A 24585-nucleotide genomic window follows, 5' to 3' on the forward strand; every position below is an offset into this window, starting at 1 on the left:
CTGAAGCTACAACAACAGGAGATTTACCTTGAAAAAAATTAGCTGTGTTTTATCCCTTCTTGCCTGCATGGCCATGACCCCGGCACTGGCTGTGGAAAACGAATCCAGGCAAATAAGTAAGGACTATATAGCGGGTTTCCTTGCCGGTGCACGCCTTACCGACGGTGAGATCATTAAACATATCAAAAATACAGATGAAAGCAGCTCCGCATCCGGCTTTCTGGAGAGGGCATTCAAAACCCGGCTAGGAACACCGCCAGCCTCAGTTCCGGCAACCTACTATGCCGGCTTCTGTATACCGGAAGATGAACCCCGTACATCAGTCATCAGGAACATTGCCGAGCAATTTAAGCTAGTTAAGTATGAGCAGGGCACTTCACCTGACTCCCTGGTCTACCAGGCGGTTAAGATGCGTTATCCATGCAAGTTCTGAGAATGATTAACCTGGTAGCCCCCGTAAGGGGCTGCAAAAAGATTAACTGGATTATTTCAGTGGTGCCAGTCACCCTGGATTCCAAGTCAGAAGCGGCTGATATATTCTACAGGCATCAGCCTGGATGCAGAGGCTGATTTATTGCCGCTACAACTGCTTGAACAACCGAACGCCTTAGTAGGAAGCAAATAATGAGATCAAGACGCAGGATTGCAGGGAAGGAATATATCGCGCCCTGGGAAAAAGCATTCGATACGGTCCTGACACCGCTGGAAGAGTTTATTCACCGACAAACCACCAGTGGTATTCTGCTGATGTTGTTTGCGGTTCTGGCACTGGTTATTGCCAATACTCAACTCAATGAACCTTACCATCATTTTCTACAGTCCTACCTGACCATCGGTCTGGATGGGTTTCAACTGTCTAAATCCCTGCACCACTGGATTAACGACGGCCTTATGGCCCTGTTCTTTCTGGTGGTTGGTCTGGAACTGAAGCGCGAACTGTTAGTAGGCGAGCTCGCTAACGTCAAACAGGCACTTCTACCGATCATAGCAGCAGTCGGCGGCATGCTGGTCCCGGCACTCATTTACGTCATTTTCAATCCAAGCGGACACACCCTCAATGGCTGGGGTATACCGATGGCAACCGATATCGCTTTTGCTTTGGGTGCGCTGGCATTGCTGGGCAACCGAATACCTAAGAGTCTGCTGATGTTTCTGGTGGCCCTGGCAATAGTTGATGACCTGGGTGCGGTCATCGTTATCGCCCTGTTCTATACCGAAACCATCAATATCACTGCGCTGGTGCTGGCCGGTTTCTTTATCTTTACCCTGATCGGTCTCAACCTGGGTGGCGTCAGACGGATGACGCCCTACCTGCTGATCGGCTCCCTGCTCTGGATCGCCATGCTTAAAAGCGGTGTCCATGCGACGCTAGCCGGTGTACTGCTGGCCTTTACGATACCGATGAAACCCAAGTATGACCCTCAACGGTTGCTCTCCCTGATCCATGACAGTGCCGAACAGATCAAAAGCGCGTTTAAACAGAACGAAAATATTATCGTCAATGATGCCCTGAGATCCCGGGTCCGGGCACTGGGTGAAGGGATCTTCAAGGTACAGGCACCGGCCCAGACCCTGGAGCACAAACTACACCTGCCATCCGCGTATCTGATAATACCGATTTTTGCCCTTGCCAATGCAGGCGTACCTATCGAATGGTCTGACATCGGCAATGTCATTACCCACCCGGTCGCCCTGGGTATAGGCGCAGGCCTTGTCCTTGGCAAATTGATCGGTATCGCCGGGTTTACCTGGCTGGCAGTTAAAATGGGCGTTAGTGAATTACCGGCCGGGCTGAACTTCAACCATATCGTCGGCGTCGCCTTTATGGGCGGCATCGGCTTCACCATGTCAATCTTTATCGCCGAGCTGGGCTTCGCCCAACACCCTGAAGACCTGCTGATGGCAAAAACCGGCATCCTGTTCGCCTCGCTGATTGCCGGTCTGATTGGCTTCGTCTGGCTCTACCTGAAAACTAAAAAGGAAGATAACCCGACTGAATAATCCAGCTTATTGGTAAGTTCAAAGAGCGCCAATGGCGCTCTTTTACTTTTCCTGGCAGGAAAGCAACGCTTTCCGTTCTAGTCACTAAGCGAAGTGCATCGCTTGCCGCGTCTGACAGAATCCGCACCTGAAAAAGCCCCTTTTTCAGGTGCGGATTCTGTAACCCGTCCGAAAGATCCACCATACCGCAGCCATACATACCAGCAGGAACACCATTGTCATCCCCAGGCTGACGCCGATATTAACGTCTGCCACGCCATAGAAAGCCCAGCGGAAGCCGCTGATCAGGTAGACCACCGGGTTGAACAGGGTCAGGGTCTGCCAGGGTTCCGGCAGCATACTGATAGAATAGAATGCACCACCGAGGAAGGTCAGCGGGGTGATCACCATCAGCGGAATAACCTGCAACTTTTGAAAATCATCGGCCCAGATGCCGATAATAAAGCCGAACAGGCTGAAAGTGATAGAGGTAAGAATCAGGAACGCCAGCATCCACACCGGATGCAGAATACTGTAATCAACAAAGAGCCGGGCCGTCAGCAGAATCAGCAGCCCGAGCACCACCGATTTAGTTGCCGCTGCCCCGACATAGCCCATCACTATTTCGAATGGCGATACCGGGGCCGACAAGACCTCATAGATAGTGCCTGAGAATTTCGGGAAGAATATGCCGAACGAGGCGTTGGAGATACTCTGGCTCAGCAGTGCCAGCATCACCAGACCGGGAATAATAAAGGCGCCATAACCTACCCCATCGATATTACCCATACGTGAACCGATCGCCGTACCAAACACGATAAAGTAGAGCGAGGTAGACATCACCGGTGACACAATACTCTGCATCAGGGTACGCATAGTACGGGCCATTTCAAAATGATAGATCGCCCGGATACCATAGATATTCATGTTACTGCTCCTTATGTACCAGGCTGACGAAGATGTCTTCCAGCGAGCTTTCACTCGAATTCAGATCCCTGATCTCGATGCCCTGTTCACTCAGGCTGCGAAGCAAGCGGGCGACACCGTCGCCATTCTGACGGCTGTCATAGTTGTAACTTAGGAAGCTACCCTCTTGCAGCAGTTGCAGATTAAACTCTGCCAGGGTTTCAGGAATCCCTGGCAGCGGTGCTGTCAGATGCAGGTTAAGTTGCTTACTGCCTAGTTTCTCCATCAACGCCTGTTTCTCTTCCACCAGCAGGATCTTGCCCTGACGGATTACACCGATACGGTCGGCCATCTCTTCCGCTTCTTCGATATAGTGAGTGGTCAGGATAATAGTCACACCACGATGACGCAGCTCACGCACCATATCCCACATATCCCTGCGCAGCTCGACATCGACGCCAGCGGTGGGCTCATCGAGGAACAGGATTTCCGGTTCATGGGACAGTGCCTTGGCGATCATCACCCGCCGCTTCATGCCGCCGGACAGTTCGCGCAACTGGGCATCTTTCTTATCCCAAAGGGAGAGCTGGCGCAGCAGTTTTTCGATATATTCAGGGTTAGGCGCTTTGCCAAACAGCCCCCGGCTGAATGTTACCGTCGCCCAGACACTCTCAAAGGCATCGGTACTCAGCTCCTGGGGCACCAGACCGATCTTGCTACGAGCCGGGCGGTAGTCTTTGATAATATCGAAGCCGTCCGCAATTACTGTGCCGCCAGAGGGACTGCTGATACCGCAGATAATACTGATCAGGGTGGTTTTACCCGCACCATTAGGCCCGAGCAGAGCGAAGATCTCCCCCCGGTTGATATCAAGGTTAATGTCCCGCAGCGCTGTGAAGCCAGATTTGTAAGTCTTACTCAGCCCGCTGACATTGATAATATGCGGCATTTAGATTCCTTTTTAGAACAGCCCGATAGCACCCTGTTAGCCAGATAAGTGGCCAACACTTGTTGGCAGCTGCGACTACCGTTTAAACAATTTTTTCGGTGGATTTTTTCAGCAGGTCAGGAGCGGCAGGCTCAACTTATATTCAGCTGATGGTGATTATAACTATCATTCAGGAGGGCTGTATACGAGCCGCCGCTGGAAAGCTCGAGGTTGCACTACCTTCAGTCAGCTCCCTGAAGTACCGGGCTAAAACCACCGGGCTGTCAGCGCCCATAATACACCCAGTCTTCAGTCCTGCTTTGATACCGCTCTACTCGCCCTTCCATCGAAAAACCAGCTCAAGGGATCGACAATTACCCGGGGCTATACGCATATACTCACAATAATATCTACGTTAGATCAGTGTAATGTATACAATAATGCAATATTACGTAGACATTATCATGCTGCCTATTTATTATTCTCACACTTCCTCTATCTAACAATAGAGATCAGGACAGATTGCTAAGAGCCTGCCGCCCACTCCCGACGAGGGCTTCAGGACTTAATTTCAGAACATAATGACTCAGGAACCCAATCTCTCAGATATCACACGATGCTGACTTAACATTTCAAGGAAAACAGATTCGATGGCCAGAATAAGAGAACACAACCGGGAGTTAATCATTCAGGTGGCCAGCGAGCTTTTTGCAGATAAAGGATTTGCCGCAACTAAAATTATCGATATTGCAAACCGGGCAGGAATACCAAAAGCCAATATTTTTTACTACTTCAAAAACAAGAAAAGCCTCTATCTGAGCGTGCTTGAAACCGTCATCGAACTGCTATTGCAAGCATCTTCCCCTTTTCAGGAAAATAATGATCCGGTCATCGCCCTGAAAGAGTATATCCAGGCCAAAATTGCTATCTCCCAAAGCCACCCACATGCATCTAAAGTATTCGCAGTCGAGATGATCCTTGGCGCACCCCATCTGCCGAAAGAGATTGCTGACAAGATGACAGAACAAACCCAGCAAAGCAGCCGGCATATCCAATCCTGGATTGATCGGGGACTCATCAAACAGATAAACCCGCACCATCTGCTATTTACCATCTGGGCTTCGACTCAGACATATGCTGACTTTAACTGGCAGATATTAAAAGTAACCGGTAAGAAAAAGATGGATAAAAAAGACTACGAGCAAGCAGCTGACTTTATTGTCGAGCTTGTGCTCAAAGGATGTGATGTCCGTTCATCGATGGCCGAAGCAAACTATCCCCACTGGAAGTGGATATAACAATTTTAAGATACTGATCAGCTATCGTACAGAGCCTGGTCTGATTACGATTTTTTTTACTATCCATCGCAGAACAGAACAGAACAGAACAGAACAGAACAGAACAAAAGTATCGATAACGTCCTGGCACTGGAAAAGCGCGGGGGCGTTGAGTAATAACCAGAATACCCCAGCAAGAAAAGCCCGTTCAGAGCACAGTCTATTAACCCAAACGGGGGGAATTCTTTGTGCCTAAAGTCGACCTTCAGGGCTTTCTCACGCATGATTCCGGCCAGCACTTCGAAATCAAAAAACGGACGATGAGGGCTTGTTTATTCAGGCCTCTGTTAGCCGCTCCGGATGCACAAGAAACGAGTATTACCACTAACCAAACGTTTTTTTGAAGCATTGGCTTATGATACCTGGCTCATTTTCGTTTTTTGTAAACCAGTACTAGACTCAAACTCAATGTCGATTAGTTCCTTTTTTGGTTTAAATCATCTCAGGAGTTTATGTTATGTGCACATTCTCGCTTTCACGCCGCTATCGTTCGATACTGGTGTACAGAGAAAATTATCTGACCCTGGCGTTCTACATGCTGCTAGCTCTCGCCATCTCCCTGTCTTCTGTATTTGTCCATGCCGATACACTTTCCGGGAGCACCAGCATTGTCTCTCTGCCGGCGAGCCCGGTGAAGCTGGAGGTTGGTAACGATCTGACGCTTACCTCAACCACCATAGCTCCGGAACATAGTCCTTCGCCTCCGACAACACAATCACTGATATCGGAAGGCAAGGTGACCTTCCTGTTGGCGACCGATGGCAGCGGTAATCCTGTCCCTGCAAACGCTGTTGTCGACTGGGTGGATTTGATGCCGAAAAAGCTGGCCCCCGATGGTAGCGGGCAAACCTCAATCGACGTCGATCTTGATGCGCTTGGCTTCGTTGCGGGGACAACGGGTGGCTTTCGCGCGCATTACGTAACCGGGGGTGGGCGCGACAAAGTTGGGACACACTTCAGTGATCCCATCGATATCACTGCTACCAACGGCAACATTGACCCTCTGCCTGACAACGCCTTCACATACTCTCAAGGCTTCTACGGTTCCGCGCCCCTGGGCGAGGCTGCTGTGTCACTGCTGATCGATGAAGCGACCTGCGCAGATATTCTGGACGCACTGAGCGGAGTCTCGCTGCCGGGCTCGATCTACGATTGTTCAGACATCAATGTCCGCCATGACCTTGCAGATTTCCTCGTTGGTGAAGTCGGTAATGTCGGCGGTAATAAGGATGGCGGTTTCCTGCCGTCAGGCTTCAGCAAGAACAATCTCGCAGCCCAGACGATAACCTTGCTGCTCAACCTGAATCTGGACATGGTGCTGACCGGGGATGCTGAAGCGATCCACGACACCTACTTCATTAATATTGATAAAGTGCAGGATATTGTCGGCGGTGTGCCAGACGGAATCATCGATCCTGTGGCCACGACTAAGCCTGAACTCGGTGACTGCACGATCGTCAACACGACCGACTGCGATGCCGATCGAGCGCTTAATGACTTGGGTGAACGGGTCGAGGCGTTGGACGAGAGCGTTGTTGGAAGCCAGCCTGATGGCTCGACTGTCGGTGAGATTTTGGATGCCGCACTCGCATTACTGATGACTGGAACAAGCCCGCAAAACGTGAACAATGTAGAACTCAGCTCTGGTGACCTAACCGGGATTATCGGACTGATCAACGAGTCCTTCGACCCCGATCCAACAGGCTTCGTTACAGCATGTGATTACGATGCTCTGGTGTGTAATTAACCTGATCTGAGGAAACCTGAGCTGAAGAAATCAGCGCCGGCAGACCTCCGGGGGGAGGCAATAGTACTAACTAATGCTCAACCCCAGCGAGTCTGGCCCTGATTCCTTTTCAATAACTCAGGGAGGTTAGGTTAATGGCCCGCTCAGAAAGCGGGCTTTTTACTACCCCTGAGCAGGCATCCCCTCCGCTTCATTCTTGCAGGTGACCGACCTTTACCCAGATAACGGTTTCCTCCTCTACATATGGAAAGTGCGTGCTCATATGCGGGCTGCGTAACCAGCTGCCCGCAGGATACCGGCCATGTTCATCAATAAAGGTGCCCGATAACACCAGAATCTCTTCTCCACCAAAATGCTGATGCGGCACGAACCTTTCATTTTTCGGCCATCTGACCAATGCCGTGTGCTCACCTTCGAAGTCATGCAGAGGCATAACCTGCAGCCCTCCCTGACCTGGCAGCCAGGACGTTGTATCGGTATTGATCCTAACCTGGTTATCATCCCCGGCCGTAAACTGATCAAGCTTCACAAACAGCACACATCCTTCCTTGCTAAAGGGGGAATGTGAACTTCCGGGAGGGTTTCGGATATAGGTTCCTGCAGGGTAGTCTCCGGTTTCATCGGAGAAGACTCCTTCCAGCACCATAATCTCTTCACCGCCAGGGTGACTATGGGCAGCAAATGAAGAGCCTGGTTCATAGCGTACAATGCTGGTTACCTGCCCTGACTCTTTATCCTGTCGGGCCAGTGGCTTTCGCACGACCCCTTGTGCAGGACTTGGCAACCATGCCATCTGATTGCTATCGATCACCACCCGCACAGACAGATCCATATTCAACATCTCTAGCTCCTGCATAATTTAATTTCGACCGGCCATCACACCGCCATCCACATCCCAGATCGCACCTGTCACCCAGCTGGCACTATCACTCAGGAGAAAATCTATCGTATTGGCCACATCGGTGGCTGCACCTATTCTGCCGATTGGATGGAAAGCATCAAAGCTACTCAGTGTTTCATCAATATCATCCGGGTCTATAAAGTTTTCATAGATCGGCGTTTTCACTACGGCAGGCGCCACCGCGTTGACCCGGATATTATGTTCAGCCAGTTCCATCGCCATATGCTGAGTCAGCGAATGCAGCCCCGCTTTGGCCATAGAGTAAGCACTGGACGGTGTTGCTTTGATCGCCTGATGAGCCCACATAGAACCAATATTAACAATCGATCCGCCGCCCTGAGCTATCATGTTTTCTGCCACCGCCTGAGTAATAAAGAAAGTGGCGCGATTGAGAGCCATATACAGATCATAGTCAGCCATCTGATGCTCGGTGAACGGCTTAGGATTAAAATATCCTGCGGCGTTTACAAGGTACTGAATATGCTCATCCGTCTGTCGGATCGTTTCGATCAAAGCATCGATGTCAGCATCGCGATACAGATCAGCCTGCAAAATTTCTATCCGGCCGCTGCCATAATCTTTTAGCTTGCGCTGGGCCTGCTGCAACTTTGCCTGTGATCGACCGACAATCAATGTATTAACGCCCCGTTCGACCAGAGCCTGCGCTGTGGCCAGCCCCATACCGCTTGAACCACCAATAATTACCGCTTTGCTCGTGTTCTGAATAGCCATAGAATAAACTCCATCTGTTAATTTATAGAGCCAATCTATCTGCATACGGGCTGATCAGAAAAGTAAGTACAAACTGGTAAGCTAGGTACTTTTTGGTGCATCTTAATGAAAAATAAAGAGAAAATATTTACAAGAAAGTCTTCGTCTGAGCAGGCATCGAGGATGGTTGAGACCATTATCGGCTGCAAGTGGTCTCTGACGGTTTACCAATTGCTGGAAAACGGCATCAACCGGCCCGGTGAAATGGTGCGCTCGGTCGAAGGATTGAGTACCAAGGTGCTGAATGAGTGCCTGCGCCGTAATATTGATTTTGGCATTATTGACCGAACTACCTTTAACGAAGTACCACCACGGGTTGAATACTCTGTCACAGGCTTTGGCCAGAAATTTATTCGGGTTCTCGACGAAATAGAGAAGCTACAGAAAGATATAGAAGACGACTGCCATAATTAAAAAAGCAGGGACATCGCTGCCCCCGCTTTGCCCCTTCATTGCTCAGTTATCCAGCAACTCTATCCAATGCTCTACCGGTACTTTCGCCTTGGTTTCCAGATGCAGCTGGCAGCCGACGTTTGAAGTCACGATGCGGTCTGGGTTATCCCCGGTCAAAGCTTCCAGCTTATTGCTCAACAACTTCTGACTCATCTCTGGCTGCAAGATAGAATAGGTGCCCGCCGAGCCACAACAGAGATGCTTATCTTTAGTTTTGGTCAGCTCAAAACCGACACGCTGCAGAACCTCATCCACAGCACCACCTTGTTGCATCGCATGTTGCAGAGTGCATGGGCAATGTACTGCAACTTTGCCCTGTGGCTTGTCGGATGACGTGTTTACAGAAAGCTTAGTAAGATCTTCAGCGATCAGAATTTCGCTGATGTCTTTGGTGATTTCACTGATTTTCTGCGCTTTTTCAGCGTATGCAGCATCGTAGCGCAACGCATGGCCATAATCCTGAACCATTGCACCACAGCCGGATGCAGTCATTACGATAGCTTCTGCACCGGCTTCTACCGCAGGCCACCAGGCATCGATATTGCGCCGCATAAAGTCCAGACCTTCATCATGGGCAGCCAGGTGATAGCTTACCGCGCCACAACAGCCCGCTTTAGATTCTTCCACCAGCGTAATGCCCAGCTTATCCAGCACTCTCGCGGTGGAAATATTGGTATTCGGTGTTGCACTGGGCTGTGCACAACCGGCCAGCGCCAGCATCACCCGGTCGTGACGTTTGGCTGGCCAAAGACTGGTCGCCGCTCTTTTCGGCGGCATCTTAACCTTAATCGCTTGCGGCAAAATCGGCCGGAAGACCTGCCCCACTTTCAACAAAGGGCCAAAGCGCTTGGGATATGGCAGCACCATTCTCAGCCCCCACCGCATCAGTTTCTCGTTGAGCGGCCGGTCGAGTTTTTTCTCAATTTCGGCACGGCCAAAATCGATCAGCCGGCCATACTTAACACCGGACGGACAGGTCGTTTCACAACTACGACAGGTCAGGCACCGGTCCAGATGGGTACGGGTTTTTTCGGTAACTTCACCACCCTCGAGCAGCTGCTTAATGAGGTATATGCGGCCTCGTGGGCCGTCTCGTTCATCGTTAAGTTCCTGATACGTAGGACAGGTCGCAGTACAAAAACCACAATGAACACAGCTGCGCAATATCGCTTCAGCGTCCCGCCCTTCAGGTGAATCTTTATAGTAAGAAATCAGATCAGTTTTCATAGGCTACCCGCTTACATCCAGCTATACAGTCGACCTGGATTAAAAATACCGTCCGGATCAAAGGACTCTTTGATCCGCTTCTGGATGGTCTGAAGCGCAACTGGAGCGTTGTGCATCACTTCGGAGCTACGATCTCCACCAGCAAACAAACTGACCTGCCCACCAGCCTCCGTCGCCAACGCTTCCATCCGAGCTTTTTCTTCTGAACCAGAATACCAACGCTGTGCGCCACCCCAATCGATCAGGGACTGGCTATCTAACGATGAGATATCGGCTGCGGAATTGACAGAAAATCGCCATAAGGGAGCTTCTTTGCTGAAAAATGCCAGTTGCTGATGCCGCAGGTTCTCCCAGAACAGTTCTGCATCGGCAAGGTCATTGCCCTGCCACTCCTGCACCGTCGCATCAACCGCCGAGTGGGCACCTGACAGCCGCGCATACACTCGCCCTTCCAGCCAGCATGCTGCGGACAGCGGCTTCGGCTGCGTTGCCAGCGTGTTCATAAAATGGATCGCCTCTTTGGCCTCCATATCCCACACCAGGGTTCGGGTCGCGGCTGGCTTTGGCAGCACTTTCAGGCTGATCTCAGTGATCACACCCAGTGAGCCCATGGCACCAGCCTGCAACCTCGAAACGTCATAACCGGCAACGTTCTTCATCACCTGGCCACCAAATTTGAGGTGTTCACCGATGCCATTGATCAGACGGATACCCAACACATGGTCGCGAACTGAACCCGACCAGGGCCGCGCTGGCCCCGACTGATTGCAGGCCAGCGTACCGCCGATAGTGGCACTATCTAAAAAACTCGGCGGTTCAAACGCCAGCATCTGATTATTTTCCGCCAATGCCGCTTCGATCTCAGTCAGCGGCGTCCCCGCACGGGCCGTCAGTACCAGCTCTACCGGCTGGTAACTGACAATACCGGTGTGCCCGGACAAGTTAAGCGTATCGCCAATAGCCTCCCGCCCCATAAACGACTTACTGCCGCCACCCACAATGTTCAGCGGCTGTTTTGCCTGCCGGGCCATCAGAACCTGCTCTTGTAACTGCTTCGAAAGATCAGTCATTGGTAACCTCCTTAGGCTCGATCGAGCGATACTCCTGACAGCGGCGCAAGGTCGGTACGCCCTTACCCGGATTCAATGTTCGCGCAGGATCAAAGGCATCTTTAATCGCATTGAACTGCAGTAACTCCTGCTCACTGAATTGCACCGACATCTGGCGTATTTTTTCGATACCAACGCCATGCTCACCGGTAATACAACCACCGACCTCGACACAGAGTTCGAGGATCTTGCCACCAAACTCCTCGGTCTTTTCGAACTCACCCGGAATGTTTGCATCAAACAGGATCAACGGGTGCAGGTTACCGTCACCGGCATGAAAGACATTGGCCACACGTAGCTGATAATGCTCTGACATGCGCTGCATCTCGGTCAGCACATGGGCCAGTTGGCCACGGGGAATAGTGCCGTCCATACAGTAGTAATCAGGGGAGATTCTGCCGACCGCCGGGAAAGCTGATTTTCTACCTTTCCACAGCAACGCACGTTCGGCTTCGGTCTGTGAAGTCCTTACCGACGTTGCACCGAAGGAATGGAACAGTTTTTCAACCTGTTCGATATGCTCCTGTACTTCTTCAGCCGTACCATCGACTTCACACAGCAACAGCGCTTTGGCATCTTTCGGATAGCCCGCTTTAGCGAAATCTTCCGCAGCAGAAATGGCATAGGAATCCATCATCTCAAGGCCGCCGGGGATAATACCGTTGGCGATAATGCCACCCACAGCATCGCCGGCCTGCTGTACGTTTTCAAACCCGGCCATTACTACGCGCGCCTTTTCAGGCACAGGTAGCAGCTTGACCTGAATTTCAGTGATTACGCCCAGTAAGCCTTCCGAGCCATTAATCAGAGCCAGCAGATCCAGGCCGCAGTTGTCCAGGCCATCAGACCCCAGCGTGACCTTTTCACCCTCGACGGTAAGCATCTCAACACTCAGTACGTTATGCACGGTCAGGCCATATTTAAGGCAGTGCACACCACCGGAGTTCTCTGCGACGTTACCGCCGATAGTGCAAGCGATCTGGGAAGACGGATCGGGCCCGTAATACAAGCCATGCTCTGCCGCCGCTTCACTGATAGCCAGGTTACGTACACCCGGCTGTAATCTGGCGGTGCGGGTCAGTGGATTAATCTCGAGAATGTTACTGAATTTAGCCAGCGACAGAACGACACCCTCGGCATCTGGCATCGCGCCAGCACAGAGGCCCGTGCCGGCACCACGAGCGACCACAGGAATTGCGAAGCGGTGACAAATTCTCAGAACTTCCTGAACCTGTTCAACCGTTTCCGGCAGCACAACGATTAAAGGCATTTCGCAGTACATTGAAAGGCCGTCACACTCGTATGGCTTGAGTGTTTCGGAATCAGAAATTACGTATTCCGGAGCAATAAAGCGCCGAAACAGCTGACACAGTCCATCTTTATCAGGTTTATTAACCGTACTCATCAATATGCTCCATCAACCGGATCCGGATCTAAGCCCTGTAGAATAATGCTATCAACGATACTTAACTGACCGCTAACGAGTCCACGGACTTGCTAACTGGTCCTACCAGTTTTTAGAATAGGATAGTAAACATCTCTCAGCGACGGATCACATCGGTAGGATTGAAGGTCAGACTGGTTAACTGTTCAGGAACAGGTATAAACTGGTCCTACCAGTGTCTGACAGTCATGAACCAGGACAGCAGTCATGAACCCAGAGCTAAGAGTCATGAACCCAGGATCAACAGTCATCAATCCAGTAATCATAAACCTGGCAATCAGAACCCTATGAAAGAGAACAAACCGGTACCCATCGCCCATTCCATAGCCCATCACCTTGAACAACTGATTCTTGATGGCAGCCTGGCACCGGAACAGAAGATGCCTTCCGAGCGCCAGCTGTCCGCCAGGCTCGGCGTCTCGCGTTCGATAGTCAGGGAAGCGCTACATGAGCTCCAGGGCAAAGGAATCATCGAAACCCGTCACGGTAAAGGCTCTTTTGTGGCTAAGATCATCGCAGAGCCGGCAGATAACAGTCCGTTACTACAGTTGTTCTTTGGCCATTCCCGTACTCTGTACGACCTGCTTGAAGTACGCGCGCAGCTTGAAGGCCAGGCTGCCAACCTTGCGGCACAACGGGCCAATGAGAAAGATCATTACGTAATCACAAAGGCCTTCAACGCCATGGAGGTCGCTGATCCGTTAACTAATGCCTCCCTTGATTACGCCTTTCATAAGGCCATCGCTGAAGCATCACATAACCCGGTACTGGTCCACGTGCTCAGCAGCCTGAAAGAGTTGATGCTGCACTCGGTACAAGCCTCGGTTCTCAACCTTAGCCACCGTAAATCGTTCAAACAACAGATCGATAAGCATCACCGTCAGATCTACCATGCGGTTATCAGTGGTCAGGCGGAGTGGGCTCAAAAAGCCGCAATGGCCCATGTGCAGCATGTCAGCGATTCACTACGGCAGATTGAAAAAGAGGAACAAAGTATTATTCGTTCAGCAATTGAAGATGCCTGAATAACACACTGGTACGGTAAATGGACAAACGCTCTGACTTTCAGCGTTGTTTCACTAAACGTAGCTATGCTTAAACTGGACTCAAGAAGTACGAGGTACCAATCATGAACACTTATAGCATTATAGGTATTGCTCTTGCCTTTTTATTACTGACATCTCCCAATGTTATGGCACATAAAATTGCAGAACAGGAAAGCAGTGTTTCAAAGAGTCAAGTAACCACAGAACAAGCAATGCAATCTCAGAAAGAATTTTTTGACGCTTTCTGGGAGGAAGCTGATGATTATGAATAATCATCTATAGGTTAATTAATAATAGATAAACTGTGACCACTACAAATATCCGGGACTTCAGTGTCTGACAGATCCATATCGATCATATTACTCTCCTCTGGCAGTCCCGGTTTACCATCAATTGGCCATATCAGAACAGTTATAAATAACTGACCTTTAATAAAATCAAAAACAAAGAAACCAAATTGGAAGGAAAAACCGAGACAAAAAACTGGCCATAGGTCAGGGGCTGAGTAGAAGTAATTAGCTCAACGGAAACTAATTTCAGACAAAAAAAAGCCGGCAAAAGCCGGCGGCAAGACAAAGAAAGCGTCTAAAGAATGACAAGCTAGTACATTAAATAGGTCCCGCACACCGAAGGGGTTGGTGCACGGGACCTGAACCTGATTGACCTGAGTAAAAGCTGAATTTATCTCAGGTTGAAATCAGGTTTAGAAGGTAATGCGCATACCTGCCAGGTAACCCATATCAGCATCCTGCTCGTCAGAGTCAGCGATCTCAGCAAACAGGCTTACACCTTTCTGCTCAGGGAACTTATAAGTTACGTTAGCGTACCAACCGGTTACGTCGTCAGCACCGTCCTCTTCGAGGTTCTGAATACCCACTGCAACAGCAGTAGTAGCAGCAACCGGGAAAGCAGCAACCAGGTTGTAAACATCAGCGCTATCAGTTGAACCGTAATCGGCACCGAACTTAGCAAAACCAGCGTCGAAAGTTGCGCCAACACCCCAGGCATCAACGGAATCTTCGCCCTGCTCCTGATAGTCCTGATAAGCAGCCATCAGGCCAACGTTACCGATTGAAGTGGATACGAACAGGTCGGTAGACTGAGTGCCGTCGCTGTCGCCGTTACCTTCAGCTTCCAGGTCGGTGGAAACAGACACGAAGAAGTTATCAAATTCAGCATCGATACGAACTACGTCGTCGCCAGCATCACCGTTCAGATCGAAGATATCGTCTTCAACTACAGTCTCGTAAGCCTTCTCAACGCTGAACTCATCGCTTGAGTAGTTCTGCTTACCCAGGCGCAGATCGATATTGCCGCCAAAGGTCAGGCCCAGGTAAGCTTCTTCCAGCTTGCCGCCATCGATATCACCTTCATTGGCTTTTTTATCGAAGCTGTAATCCAGCTGACCGAAAGCAGACAGGTCATCGTTCAGGGCATAAGTGATACGGTTTTTCAGTTCCAGATCATCGAATTCCAGATCCAGATCCTGATCATCACCCACCTTCTGGCGCAGCTGAACCTGCAGATCGCCTTTCAGTTCATATTTCAGGCCATTACCTTCATAGATAGTGGCAGCGCTAACAGAACTTACACCTACAACACTGGCGATAGCAGCAGCTAGGACCATTTTTTTCATTTTCTTTCTCCAACTTATCGACAAAATAATATTTTTATTACGCTGTTTTTTTCGTCTGTAAAACAGGCGGGGAAAACACCAGACCCCTTTGAAAATTGATAATTGCAGGCGTTTTCAGCCTTTTCAGACCAAGCGAGCCCTACCCTCTATGAACACACAGAGGTAACAATCAGATTGATCAGTAATTAAGCAGCGGAGCGCTTAAATCGGCCCCGCTTTGTTTAGCTGAAAATGTACCTGCTGAGCTTTATCCTTCACCCTCGTTCACTGCGACTTCCGGCCCTTTAACAGCTCGGCGGCCGCGCAGGTACTCCAGAACAGGAGGCATACAAAGAACGATAATTGCGGTCAGAATGATGCCCAGTGTCAGTGGTCGCTCCCACAGGAAAGCAAAGTTACCATCGGAAATTACCAGCGCCCGGCTCAGGTTAGTCTCCATCAGACCACCGAGGATAAAACCAAGCAGCATCGGCGCCATCGGAAATTCAAGCAGCTTCAGGAATATCGCAATCACCGTAATAATGGCCATCATATGGATATCGAAACTATTAAAGCTGACCAGATACACCCCGGTAATTGAGAAGAACAGAATCAGCGGAATCAGGATCGGACGCGGAATTACCAGCAACTTCGAGATGTACGGGATCAGCGGCAGATTCAGGATCAACAGCACCAGGTTACCGAAGTACATGGAGATGATGACTGACCAGAAAACATCCGGGTTATCGATGAACAGACGTGGACCCGGCTGAATACCATAGGCAATCAAAGCACCAAGCATAATCGCGGTGGTACCGGAACCCGGAATACCCAGCGTCAGTAGTGGCACGAAAGAGCCGGTAGAAGCTGCATTGTTGGCAGACTCGGGAGCCGCCAGACCGCGCAGGGAACCCTTACCAAATTTCAGTTTCTCTTTAGCTGAGGCAATATTTCGCTCTAATCCATAGGCCAGGAAAGATGCGATAGTGGCACCCGCACCCGGCAGAACACCGACAATAAAGCCAAACACAGATGAACGGGCAACTGTCGGTGCAACTTGCTTAATTTCCTCGGTACTCAGCTTCATGCTGCCAAGCTTGCTCATATCAACCTGTTCTTCTTCCTCCTTGTGCTGCCCCTTAAGAACAGTCATCACCACTTCGGTCAGGGCAAAGGTAGCCATTGCCAGTAGCAGGAAGCTGACGCCATCGATCAGGTCGATATTGCCAAAGGTAAAGCGGGTAGCTCCGGAAGTTGTATCGGTACCGACAGTCGCAATCATCAGACCAAATACGGTCATCATCAGCGCTTTAATCACCTGACCTTTACCCGAGAACGCGGCAACCGCAGTCAGGCCGAGAATCATCAGGGCAAAGTAGTCAGTGGACTGGAAACTCAACGAAACCGTCGCCAGTGCCGGAGCCGCAAACAGCAACGCTATCGCCGCAACAGTACCACCGGTAAAAGATGAATATGCTGCCAGAGCCAGTGCCTTACCGGCCTGGTTCTTCTGTGCCAGCGGGTAACCGTCAAATGCTGTTACTACTGTACTGGCGCAGCCTGGCGCATTGATCAGGATAGATGAGGTGGAGCCACCAAATACCGCGCCATAATAGACGCCGGCCATCAGGATAATACCGGATGAAGGATCCAGGCCATAGGTGATAGGGATCATCAGCGCCACAGCAGAGATAGGTCCCAGACCCGGTAGCATGCCAATGAAGGTGCCGGCGAAACAGCCGACCACAACCATCATCAGGTTAAAGGGCATCACAGCGGTTGATAGCCCGGTAAAGATTCCGTCTAACATACGCTTATCCTCCGAACAGTTGAGTTAACAGCTTTCCTGGTGCCAGATAGATATCCAGCAACTGAGTCAGGACAAACCAGATGCCTGCGGCAAAAGGCACCGAAGCTAGCAGCAGCATTTTTGGCCGACGCTCTCCGAGCAGCCAGTAACCGGATATCAGGAAGAACACGGTCGCCAGCATAAATCCGACCCAGTCCAGCGCCAGGGCAAACAGCACCACCAGCAGCAATAGTTTGGCCACCAGCGGGAAGTCATAGCCCTTCAGACTGAGCTTATGTTCAACGCCTTTGTCAGCGGTAAACAACAAGCCAAGGGACAAGATTCCACCGAGAGTCGCCAGCGCAATAGGTAGAGTCTGCGCATGGAATGGTTCAAACTCGTCGCCAGGTAACAGCGCGATATCGCCCGCGTAGTAACCGTAAACAACAGACAGGCAAAGAAACACCAGCCCACCTATATGGTCTTTAGTAATAATCATGGACACTCCCGGACGGTGGAATAATCCGTCCTTACGATCTAAAAAGCTCCGGGCCTGCTGCCACTAAATAAGGACAATGGCAAAAGCAAACGCTCATTGACTGACATGTGCTTGGACTCAAGTTATTACACAACAGTCAGAAAACCAGACTCGGAGAAAAGCTAAGAAAACTATTTACAAAAGAACTATGAACAGACCCTCTGCGCCTCAGCATGCCTTTTCGGGTGCCAGCTTACAGTGAACGCATTGGGCCTGTTCGCAGAACTCTTGGTAGTTAAAAGTCAGGTTGAAAAAAGTTTGGTCGTTAAATGCGGCTTACTTCAAAAAGCCAAGCTCGCGCATCAGGTCACCAACCTCTTTTTCCTGTTGTTCCAGGAAGCTGATGAACTGTGCATCTGGCTTGAAGATTTCAACCCAACCGTTACGCGCACGAACGGTTTCCCACTCATCGGTCTGGTACATTTTATCCAGCGTGCTGACAAACTCAGCCTTCTGACTGTCAGAGGTACCGGGAGCTGCAAAGAAACCACGCCAGTTAACGAATGTTGCGTCGTAACCCAGCTCTTTCAGAGTAGGTACTTCAGGCGCAGCAGCGTTACGCTCGTCGCCTGTCATCACCAGAATACGAACTTCACCCGCTTCAGCCAGGGCCAGGGCTTCACTAAAACCGGTTGAGAGCAACTGAGTTTCGCCAGACAGCAAGCCTGCCATCGCTTTACCACCAGCATCATAGGCAACGTAACGAACCTGACGGGCATCGCCACCGGTTGCTTTAAATGCCATCGCTGCTACTAAATGATCCATACTGCCGCGGGCTGAACCACCGGCAATTTTTATCGCACGCGGGTCCGCTTTAAAGTCGGCAGCAACCTGCTCAAAGCTAGTGTATTTGGAATCTTTCTTTACTACGAAAGCACCGAAATCACCGATAGTCGCGGCAATTGGTGTCAGGTCGCGGAAAGACTGCGGGAATACTTTAGACAGGGAACGGATCACGATCGGCGTGGAATTAACCATCAGCGTGTCAGTTTTCTGACCTGCGGTTTCGATCAGGTGAGCGATCGCTTTACCGCCGCCACCACCGGACATATTCTCGTAGGAGATACTGTCAACCAGACCAGCCTTGGACAGCGCTTCACCGGTACCACGAGCGGTAGAATCCCAACCGCCGCCAGCGCCGCCAGGAATCAGAAAGTGGATACTCTCTGCTGCAGTGGCCTGAAATGACATACCGGCAGTCAGACAGGTCGCCAGTACTGCAGCGGCCAGACCTGAACGTTTACGGGAACTAAATTTTGCGATCATGAAAAACTCCTCACAACTGTTGTCTTTGTTTTTTGCGATAGCCCTAACTTAGTTTGTGAGAGGCTTTGGTAAAAGATTGCGGTCTTAATGGCTTTTTAAACCTTAAAATTTATTTTGTGCATAATGTTCACGGGTGTTTCAGATCGTGATTGGCTAATATCTAAACAAACCTGAAAGGACAGATACCAACATATGAAGCTGCTGCGTCGCCTGAAGTTAAAGCAAAGGATGATCCTGATTCTGGGACTGATGGCTTTGTTGCAGACTGGAGTTCTCGGGCTGTTTGCAGTGCACTATCTGCAACACTCTCTGGACGAACAAATTGGCCAGCGCGCCCTCCATGTAGCCAAAACTATTGCTGCGATGCCCCAATTTGTCAGCGCTGTAAAAGAGAGAGACAGCCAATACCTGCAACCACTTACCTTAAGGTTGGCGGTGAAAACCGAAGCAAAATTTGTTGTCGTGGGTGACCGTGATGGCATCCGCCTGGCCCACCCGAACCCGGACAAAGTCGGCCGCCCTATGTCAGACGATGAAGGCGATGACAATGCCGAAGCCCTGGTTCGGGGCAAAGGCTACATATCCAAAGCGTTAGGTCACCTGGGCTGGACTATGCGGGGTAAAGCGCCGGTTTATGCTGAACATACCGATGAAGTTATCGGGCTGGTTTCAGTGGGCTACGATCTGACACAAGTCGAAGAGGTCATCGATCGCTACCGGCTGACACTTATTATTGTTATCGCCGGATGCTTCCTGCTGAGTGCCTGTATCGCAATCTGGTTTGCCAATCATTTTAAGAGGGCAATATTTGGCCTCGAGCCGGAACAGATCGCCCATCTGTTTGATGAACAGAACGCTACCCTGGAAGCAGTACGCGAAGGCATTATAGCGATCAACAGCCTCGGCATAATCACCACTATAAACAAGACCGCTATTGTAACCCTGGGCCTGCCGGAAGATACCCGGCTGACCGGGCGGCCAATCGCGCAGGTACTGCCGGACAGCGGCCTGCTGGAAGTATTAAGAACCGGCGAGCCACAGTTCGATCTCGAGGTATGGCGCGAAGGCTACAACCTGATCGTCAACCGCCTGCCGTTAAAACAAGGTGACAAGATTACCGGTGTCGTATCCAGCTTCCGCCGTAAAGACGAGCTGGATATGGTGAGTAAAAAACTGACCCGGATTCAGCAATACGCCGACAGCCTGCGCAGCCAGGCCCATGAATACTCTAACAAGCTGCATACCATCGCGGGCCTGATCCAGATCGATGCCAAACATGAGGCGCTGGCCCTGATTGGCCAGGAGTCACAAAGCCATCAGGATCTGATCCATCTGCTTTTAGCAGCTACCCCTGATCCGATTCTGGCTGGCTGCCTGCTCGGCAAGTACAACCGCGCCCGGGAGATGGGACTTGAACTGATCATCGATCCGGAAAGCCACATGACAGAATTGCCTGACAATCTGCCCCGGGAGCAACTGGTCAGCATTCTCGGCAACCTGATCGATAACGCGCTGGAAGCAACACTTTTACAGCAAGGTTCAGGCGGTAAGGTTAAGCTTTCAATGACCGATCTGGGTAACGACCTGATATTCGAAGTGGAAGATCAGGGCGCAGGTATTTCAAAATCGGAAGAGCAGCGGATTTTTGAAAAAGGCGTCACCAGTAAAACCGAAAACGGCCACGGTATCGGCCTGCACCTGGTGAAAAGTTTACTGAAAAACCTCGGTGGGCATATCAGCCTCGAATCCGGTGACGGACAAGGCAGCCGGTTTATAGTGTATATACCTAAATAAAGACCTAAATAAAGACCTAAATAAAGACCTAAATAACGACCTAAATAACGACCTGAGCAGTGCCTCAGAAAGTGAGAGAAAAATAAAAATAATGGAAAAAATACAGGTCGTCATCGCCGAAGATGACACGAAAATAGCAGAGATTCAAAAACGCTTTCTGGAACGTATAGAGGGCTTTGAGCTGGTCGGCGTTGCCCACAGCCTGGAAGACACTGAAGACCTGGTGGAGATCCTGCAACCGGAACTGCTATTACTCGATATTCAATTCCCTACCGGCACCGGCCTGGAACTGTTGCGTAAGCTGCGCGCCCGAAATAACAACGTTGATGTAATTCTGGTTACCGCAGCAAAAGAAGTTAATACCCTGCGCGAAGCGATGCACGGCGGGGTCTTCGACTATATCCTCAAGCCGCTGGTATTCGAGCGTTTGCAGGAAACACTGGAGAATTACTCAAAGCATCTGGAAAAACTTCGCGAAATGGAGTCTCTCTTGCAAAGCGATGTCGACAATCTGCTGCCCCGAACCTCATCTCAGGCAAGTACTGAAACAAAAGATACCCGCCTGCCCAAAGGTATCGACGCCCTCACCTTAGACAAAGTCAGAGCGGTATTTGAAGCCCAGTCTACTCTGTTAAACGCAGAAGAGGTTGGTGTACAGATTGGCGCCAGCCGTACCACTGCCCGCCGCTATCTTGAGTATCTGGTAAGCAATGAAGAGCTCAGCGCAGAAGTGCAATACGGTACTGTCGGAAGGCCGGAAAGGAAGTATAAAAGAGGTTGAAGTAAATACTTCAACCATGATTGCTAAACAATTCCCTACTCAATCAATTTAAGATCACGCCCCAGATTGACGGCCTGAGTCCGGCGTGCAACTGACATCTTTGAGAAGATCGATTTAAGGTGGGTTTTAATCGTATCGATAGACAGGAACAGCTGTTCAGCAATATCTCGGTTCGATAAACCCTCAGCAACCAGTTTCAATACCTCCAGCTCCCGCTTACTCAGCGGGTCAGTCAGCCCCCCGGTCTTAGCCCCCTGAATATTGCCTTTGAGGGATGCTTCATCCGTGACCGGTACAGTAAGGCTGATCGCTTCCAGCCGTTCAATAACCTTGTTACAACGGTTCAGCACCGAACGGTTATCGGTTTCAGAAACAAGTGCCCGATAGAGAGTTTCCAGGTTACGGCCTTCGTCGACAAACGGCTGAATCAGTTGTTCATCCAACGGTAACAAAAACGCGGTTTCCAGCGCCGTCAATGCCGCTTTTTTATCGCCCTGAGCGGATGCCAGCTGAGCCTGCAGCAGGTAGATTTCAAGCAACCTTAAGCTACGCCCCTGAGATAAAAAACGAGTCTCGAGCTGCTGCAACATCTGCTCTGTTGTTAACCCCGGGCCGGAATCGATCTGCAGGCGGACTTCAGCCAGGCGAGTCCATTCCCATGCCTGGGCTTCGACACCCGATACATCCACATCGGCAAGTTCCTTCAGCTGCTCAGCCTGCTCAAATCGCTGCGCTGCAATTACAGCGTTGTTTTCCAGCAACAGCGCCCTTACCTGTTCATGCAGAACACAGGATTGCAAGCGAATCAAACCGCGCTGACTAGCGATAAAGGCGATTTGATTCAGCAGATTCTGCGCTTTTTGATACTCATTTTTCTGTAGATACGTTCGCACTATCGCGGGAAATACTTTGATCAGAATTTCAGAGACAGCATAGTTTTTCAGCGTCTCGATGTTCGCTTCAAAGTGGGCTAATGCCTTGTCGGGTTCACCGGCATAATAATGCCCCACCCCTTTCAACAACAGCGTTAACTTACGAAAAACCGCTCCGCTGCCAACCCCTTTACCGGCTTTACATATATCCAGCGTTCCCTGCCCTTCAGCGATCATTTCGCTCACCCGGGTTTGTTCAAGCCGGGCTATCATTGAAAACAGCCGCCCGTATACTTTAGTTCCGGGGTTTTCCAACTGATCGTACAAGCGTTCCGATTTCTGCAACCAGCGGTACACGTCATCGAACTGATAATTTATCAGGCAGGCATATTCCCGCGTATTATCCATCGTTACTTCAGTGAAAGGACTTTCAACAACCGGCTGCACGGGCCATCGGGCGATCGTCGCCTGACAACCGGTAAAGTCATCGAGATAGGCCTGCAAAGCCGCACGAAGAACAGATATTTCAAGTTCGATAAACTGACGCTGCCCAGCGTCCGTATGCTCTATCAGCGACTCCATCTGATCTAACAGTTGCTGCAGTTCATACTTGTTATGGCTCAGCAACTGGGCCCAGGCAAGAGGCACCAGAATCTTTTCACAACCGGCAATCTGCCCCTGGGGTAGCTTGCGCACCAGGCTGATCAGCAGTGCCAGCTGGCCCTGCTCAATAATATCAAAGGCATATTTTTCTATCAGAGCCAGGGCAGACTCCTGTTTGCCGGCGCTAAGCATGTGCTCAACCCCTTCGGCTATCAGGCCACGCTGTTCAAACCAGAGTGCGGCCTTTTCGTGGAGCGCCCGCACAGCCTTACCTTCACGTTCGTCCAGTCGTTTACGCAGGAAACCTCTGATCAGTGGATGAAACCGATACCAGCTGTCTTCGTCATCAAAACGTTGTAACAGAAAATAATCACTCTGCGGATTTTCCAGTATCGCCTGAACATCGTCCTGCCCGGTCAAAACTCTGCATAAAGAGACTGTGAACCGATCGACAACTGATAATTCAAGCAATAACCGCAATACCCGTTCCGGTAAGCGGTTAAGAACCTCTTCTGCCAGAAAATCGGTAATGGAACGGTGGTCACCACTAAAGCTTTCGATGAAAGCCTCGCGCTCATCAAGCTGAGCAAGAGAGGGGGAAGCCAGTTGCAGCGCAGCAGGCCAGCCTTCCGTACGCTCCAACAGCGCTTTTAACTCATCAGGCTCAAGCGCCACATTTGTTCTATCAAGTAAAAACTGCTCGGCTTCCGGTTGATCAAACCGTAGCGACTCACTACCCAGCAAGTGAACCTGACCCGACACTTTCAAACGGGACAAGGAGAGTGGCGGAACGCTTCTGGTGCCTATATAAAGGTTGAGATTGAGCGGTAGGTTGCTAATCAGATATTGCAGGATCGCGTGGATATTTTCGTTATCGATGCAATGATAATCATCCAGAAACAGGGCGTAATTTTTTTCCTGATCTGCCAGTGTATTGACCAGTTCGGCGATCACAGCCTGGGGCACCCTGGCACTGCCAAGATCTTGAAATTCCTCTATCTGCACGGACATTGAGGGTTCTAGCTTCTTAAAAGCGCTGCACAGATAGGAGAGGAACTGGTCCGGGATATTGTCACCGTCATCCAGTGTCAACCAGGCGGTTTTGGTACCTGCAGATATGAGTATATCCTGCCACTGTGTCATCAGCGTTGTTTTACCATACCCCGCCGGCCCCATCAGCAGGGTCAAAGGTTGATTTTTATGCTTTTCAAACAAATTGAGTAGCCGCGGGCGGGTAAGAACAGGATGGCCAAGCCGTGGCGGTTTTAACTTGGTATTTATGATTGGAATGAATTGATTACGCATTCTTATCATTGATCCTTAGTACTTGGGAAAGTGAGAACAAGTCGCTTTTCAGGTAGTAACACAGCCCGGATGACTCACAATATGTTAAACAGACAATTAACGGATAGCCAGAGCCCTGTCGAACTGTCGCTAAATCGACACCGCAATTTTTCACATTAAAAGGGGCCTGGCAG

21 protein-coding genes are annotated in these 24585 nt (G+C 50.4%); 9 read left to right on the forward strand and 12 right to left on the reverse strand.

What is annotated here, in order from left to right; translation table 11 throughout:
* The first annotated feature begins 28 nt into the window (after positions 1-28).
* Together ACQUQM_RS11860 and nhaA are read left to right on the forward strand one after the other, a co-directional pair.
* Positions 29-433, forward strand: coding sequence for a hypothetical protein (locus ACQUQM_RS11860; protein WP_432474747.1), 405 nt, complete (start codon positions 29-31; stop codon positions 431-433).
* A 191-nt stretch (positions 434-624) separates the two neighbouring features.
* Positions 625-2001, forward strand: coding sequence for a Na+/H+ antiporter NhaA (gene nhaA / locus ACQUQM_RS11865; RefSeq protein WP_432474748.1), 1377 nt, complete (start codon positions 625-627; stop codon positions 1999-2001).
* Positions 2002-2145: 144 nt separating this feature from the next.
* Here nhaA and ACQUQM_RS11870 read toward each other — a convergent pair whose 3' ends face one another.
* Together ACQUQM_RS11870 and ACQUQM_RS11875 are read right to left on the reverse strand one after the other, a co-directional pair.
* Positions 2146-2907 (reverse strand): ABC transporter permease, encoded by a 762-nt coding sequence (locus tag ACQUQM_RS11870; protein ID WP_432474749.1) that lies wholly within the window; start codon positions 2905-2907, stop codon positions 2146-2148.
* Position 2908: 1 nt separating this feature from the next.
* The gene (locus ACQUQM_RS11875; protein ID WP_432474750.1) at positions 2909-3835 is read right to left on the reverse strand and encodes an ABC transporter ATP-binding protein; all 927 of its coding nucleotides are present in this window, start codon (positions 3833-3835) and stop codon (positions 2909-2911) included.
* A gap of 629 nt (positions 3836-4464) precedes the next feature.
* On the opposite strand from ACQUQM_RS11875, the gene ACQUQM_RS11880 reads away from it, so the two are divergent.
* On the forward strand, positions 4465-5112 hold the full coding sequence (locus tag ACQUQM_RS11880; RefSeq protein ID WP_432474751.1) for a TetR/AcrR family transcriptional regulator: 648 nt from the start codon (positions 4465-4467) through the stop codon (positions 5110-5112).
* Positions 5113-5608: 496 nt separating this feature from the next.
* Positions 5609-6898, forward strand: coding sequence for a hypothetical protein (locus ACQUQM_RS11885; protein WP_432474752.1), 1290 nt, complete (start codon positions 5609-5611; stop codon positions 6896-6898).
* Between the two features lie 190 nt (positions 6899-7088).
* Here ACQUQM_RS11885 and ACQUQM_RS11890 read toward each other — a convergent pair whose 3' ends face one another.
* Positions 7089-7739: a cupin domain-containing protein gene (locus tag ACQUQM_RS11890; RefSeq protein ID WP_432474753.1), complete on the reverse strand. Its 651-nt coding sequence runs from the start codon at positions 7737-7739 to the stop codon at positions 7089-7091.
* Positions 7740-7757: 18 nt separating this feature from the next.
* Positions 7758-8531 (reverse strand): SDR family NAD(P)-dependent oxidoreductase, encoded by a 774-nt coding sequence (locus tag ACQUQM_RS11895; protein WP_432474754.1) that lies wholly within the window; start codon positions 8529-8531, stop codon positions 7758-7760.
* A 105-nt stretch (positions 8532-8636) separates the two neighbouring features.
* On the opposite strand from ACQUQM_RS11895, the gene ACQUQM_RS11900 reads away from it, so the two are divergent.
* Entirely contained in the window at positions 8637-8984 is a 348-nt protein-coding gene (locus tag ACQUQM_RS11900; protein ID WP_432474755.1) for a winged helix-turn-helix transcriptional regulator, read from the forward strand.
* A 42-nt stretch (positions 8985-9026) separates the two neighbouring features.
* On the opposite strand, the gene glcF is transcribed toward ACQUQM_RS11900, so the two are convergent.
* Genes glcF through ACQUQM_RS11915 form a run of 3 tightly spaced genes read right to left on the reverse strand, consistent with a single transcriptional unit; the run spans position 9027 to position 12764 of the window.
* Entirely contained in the window at positions 9027-10250 is a 1224-nt protein-coding gene (gene glcF, locus ACQUQM_RS11905; RefSeq protein ID WP_432474756.1) for a glycolate oxidase subunit GlcF, read from the reverse strand.
* Between the two features lie 11 nt (positions 10251-10261).
* The gene (gene glcE / locus ACQUQM_RS11910) at positions 10262-11320 is read right to left on the reverse strand and encodes a glycolate oxidase subunit GlcE (RefSeq protein ID WP_432474757.1); all 1059 of its coding nucleotides are present in this window, start codon (positions 11318-11320) and stop codon (positions 10262-10264) included.
* Positions 11313-12764: an FAD-linked oxidase C-terminal domain-containing protein gene (locus ACQUQM_RS11915; RefSeq protein ID WP_432474758.1), complete on the reverse strand. Its 1452-nt coding sequence runs from the start codon at positions 12762-12764 to the stop codon at positions 11313-11315. The genes glcE and ACQUQM_RS11915 overlap by 8 nt, the downstream gene beginning before the upstream one ends.
* A 326-nt stretch (positions 12765-13090) precedes the next feature.
* Between ACQUQM_RS11915 and ACQUQM_RS11920 the strand changes: the two genes are divergently transcribed.
* Both ACQUQM_RS11920 and ACQUQM_RS11925 read left to right on the forward strand, forming a co-directional pair.
* Positions 13091-13828: an FCD domain-containing protein gene (locus tag ACQUQM_RS11920; RefSeq protein WP_432474759.1), complete on the forward strand. Its 738-nt coding sequence runs from the start codon at positions 13091-13093 to the stop codon at positions 13826-13828.
* A gap of 104 nt (positions 13829-13932) precedes the next feature.
* Positions 13933-14121: a hypothetical protein gene (locus ACQUQM_RS11925; protein ID WP_432474760.1), complete on the forward strand. Its 189-nt coding sequence runs from the start codon at positions 13933-13935 to the stop codon at positions 14119-14121.
* Positions 14122-14552: 431 nt separating this feature from the next.
* Here ACQUQM_RS11925 and ACQUQM_RS11930 read toward each other — a convergent pair whose 3' ends face one another.
* From ACQUQM_RS11930 to ACQUQM_RS11945, 4 genes are all read right to left on the reverse strand, one after another.
* Positions 14553-15485 carry a porin gene (locus tag ACQUQM_RS11930; RefSeq protein ID WP_432474761.1) on the reverse strand — a complete coding sequence of 311 codons (933 nt, stop codon included), beginning with the start codon at positions 15483-15485 and terminating at the stop codon, positions 14553-14555.
* A gap of 247 nt (positions 15486-15732) precedes the next feature.
* The gene (locus tag ACQUQM_RS11935) at positions 15733-17274 is read right to left on the reverse strand and encodes a tripartite tricarboxylate transporter permease (protein WP_432474762.1); all 1542 of its coding nucleotides are present in this window, start codon (positions 17272-17274) and stop codon (positions 15733-15735) included.
* A 4-nt stretch (positions 17275-17278) separates the two neighbouring features.
* Positions 17279-17752 (reverse strand): tripartite tricarboxylate transporter TctB family protein, encoded by a 474-nt coding sequence (locus tag ACQUQM_RS11940; RefSeq protein WP_432474763.1) that lies wholly within the window; start codon positions 17750-17752, stop codon positions 17279-17281.
* Between the two features lie 315 nt (positions 17753-18067).
* A complete protein-coding gene (locus tag ACQUQM_RS11945) occupies positions 18068-19057 on the reverse strand; it encodes a tripartite tricarboxylate transporter substrate binding protein (protein WP_432474764.1) in 990 nt (329 codons plus the stop codon).
* Between the two features lie 192 nt (positions 19058-19249).
* Between ACQUQM_RS11945 and ACQUQM_RS11950 the strand changes: the two genes are divergently transcribed.
* Together ACQUQM_RS11950 and ACQUQM_RS11955 are read left to right on the forward strand one after the other, a co-directional pair.
* Complete coding sequence (locus ACQUQM_RS11950; protein ID WP_432474765.1) at positions 19250-20851, forward strand: ATP-binding protein; 1602 nt, start codon at positions 19250-19252, stop codon at positions 20849-20851.
* A gap of 91 nt (positions 20852-20942) precedes the next feature.
* A complete protein-coding gene (locus ACQUQM_RS11955) occupies positions 20943-21632 on the forward strand; it encodes a response regulator (RefSeq protein ID WP_432474766.1) in 690 nt (229 codons plus the stop codon).
* Positions 21633-21667: 35 nt separating this feature from the next.
* On the opposite strand, the gene ACQUQM_RS11960 is transcribed toward ACQUQM_RS11955, so the two are convergent.
* Entirely contained in the window at positions 21668-24412 is a 2745-nt protein-coding gene (locus ACQUQM_RS11960; RefSeq protein ID WP_432474767.1) for a LuxR C-terminal-related transcriptional regulator, read from the reverse strand.
* Between the last annotated feature and the right edge of the window lie 173 nt (positions 24413-24585).

The sequence above is a fragment of the Amphritea sp. HPY genome (genome assembly GCF_050870985.1).
Classification (GTDB): domain Bacteria; phylum Pseudomonadota; class Gammaproteobacteria; order Pseudomonadales; family Balneatricaceae; genus Amphritea.

Excerpts from the sequence above, each read along its gene's own strand:
- nhaA (WP_432474748.1), top strand. The coding sequence starts at position 625 with ATGAGATCAAGACGCAGGATTGCAGGGAAGGAATATATCGCGCCCTGG.
- ACQUQM_RS11870 (WP_432474749.1), bottom strand. The coding sequence starts at position 2,907 with ATGAATATCTATGGTATCCGGGCGATCTATCATTTTGAAATGGCCCGT.
- ACQUQM_RS11875 (WP_432474750.1), bottom strand. The coding sequence starts at position 3,835 with ATGCCGCATATTATCAATGTCAGCGGGCTGAGTAAGACTTACAAATCT.
- ACQUQM_RS11880 (WP_432474751.1), top strand. The coding sequence starts at position 4,465 with ATGGCCAGAATAAGAGAACACAACCGGGAGTTAATCATTCAGGTGGCC.
- ACQUQM_RS11885 (WP_432474752.1), top strand. The coding sequence starts at position 5,609 with ATGTGCACATTCTCGCTTTCACGCCGCTATCGTTCGATACTGGTGTAC.
- ACQUQM_RS11890 (WP_432474753.1), bottom strand. The coding sequence starts at position 7,739 with ATGTTGAATATGGATCTGTCTGTGCGGGTGGTGATCGATAGCAATCAG.
- ACQUQM_RS11895 (WP_432474754.1), bottom strand. The coding sequence starts at position 8,531 with ATGGCTATTCAGAACACGAGCAAAGCGGTAATTATTGGTGGTTCAAGC.
- ACQUQM_RS11900 (WP_432474755.1), top strand. The coding sequence starts at position 8,637 with ATGAAAAATAAAGAGAAAATATTTACAAGAAAGTCTTCGTCTGAGCAG.
- glcF (WP_432474756.1), bottom strand. The coding sequence starts at position 10,250 with ATGAAAACTGATCTGATTTCTTACTATAAAGATTCACCTGAAGGGCGG.
- glcE (WP_432474757.1), bottom strand. The coding sequence starts at position 11,320 with ATGACTGATCTTTCGAAGCAGTTACAAGAGCAGGTTCTGATGGCCCGG.
- ACQUQM_RS11915 (WP_432474758.1), bottom strand. The coding sequence starts at position 12,764 with ATGAGTACGGTTAATAAACCTGATAAAGATGGACTGTGTCAGCTGTTT.
- ACQUQM_RS11920 (WP_432474759.1), top strand. The coding sequence starts at position 13,091 with ATGAAAGAGAACAAACCGGTACCCATCGCCCATTCCATAGCCCATCAC.
- ACQUQM_RS11925 (WP_432474760.1), top strand. The coding sequence starts at position 13,933 with ATGAACACTTATAGCATTATAGGTATTGCTCTTGCCTTTTTATTACTG.
- ACQUQM_RS11930 (WP_432474761.1), bottom strand. The coding sequence starts at position 15,485 with ATGAAAAAAATGGTCCTAGCTGCTGCTATCGCCAGTGTTGTAGGTGTA.
- ACQUQM_RS11935 (WP_432474762.1), bottom strand. The coding sequence starts at position 17,274 with ATGTTAGACGGAATCTTTACCGGGCTATCAACCGCTGTGATGCCCTTT.
- ACQUQM_RS11940 (WP_432474763.1), bottom strand. The coding sequence starts at position 17,752 with ATGATTATTACTAAAGACCATATAGGTGGGCTGGTGTTTCTTTGCCTG.
- ACQUQM_RS11945 (WP_432474764.1), bottom strand. The coding sequence starts at position 19,057 with ATGATCGCAAAATTTAGTTCCCGTAAACGTTCAGGTCTGGCCGCTGCA.
- ACQUQM_RS11950 (WP_432474765.1), top strand. The coding sequence starts at position 19,250 with ATGAAGCTGCTGCGTCGCCTGAAGTTAAAGCAAAGGATGATCCTGATT.
- ACQUQM_RS11955 (WP_432474766.1), top strand. The coding sequence starts at position 20,943 with ATGGAAAAAATACAGGTCGTCATCGCCGAAGATGACACGAAAATAGCA.
- ACQUQM_RS11960 (WP_432474767.1), bottom strand. The coding sequence starts at position 24,412 with ATGCGTAATCAATTCATTCCAATCATAAATACCAAGTTAAAACCGCCA.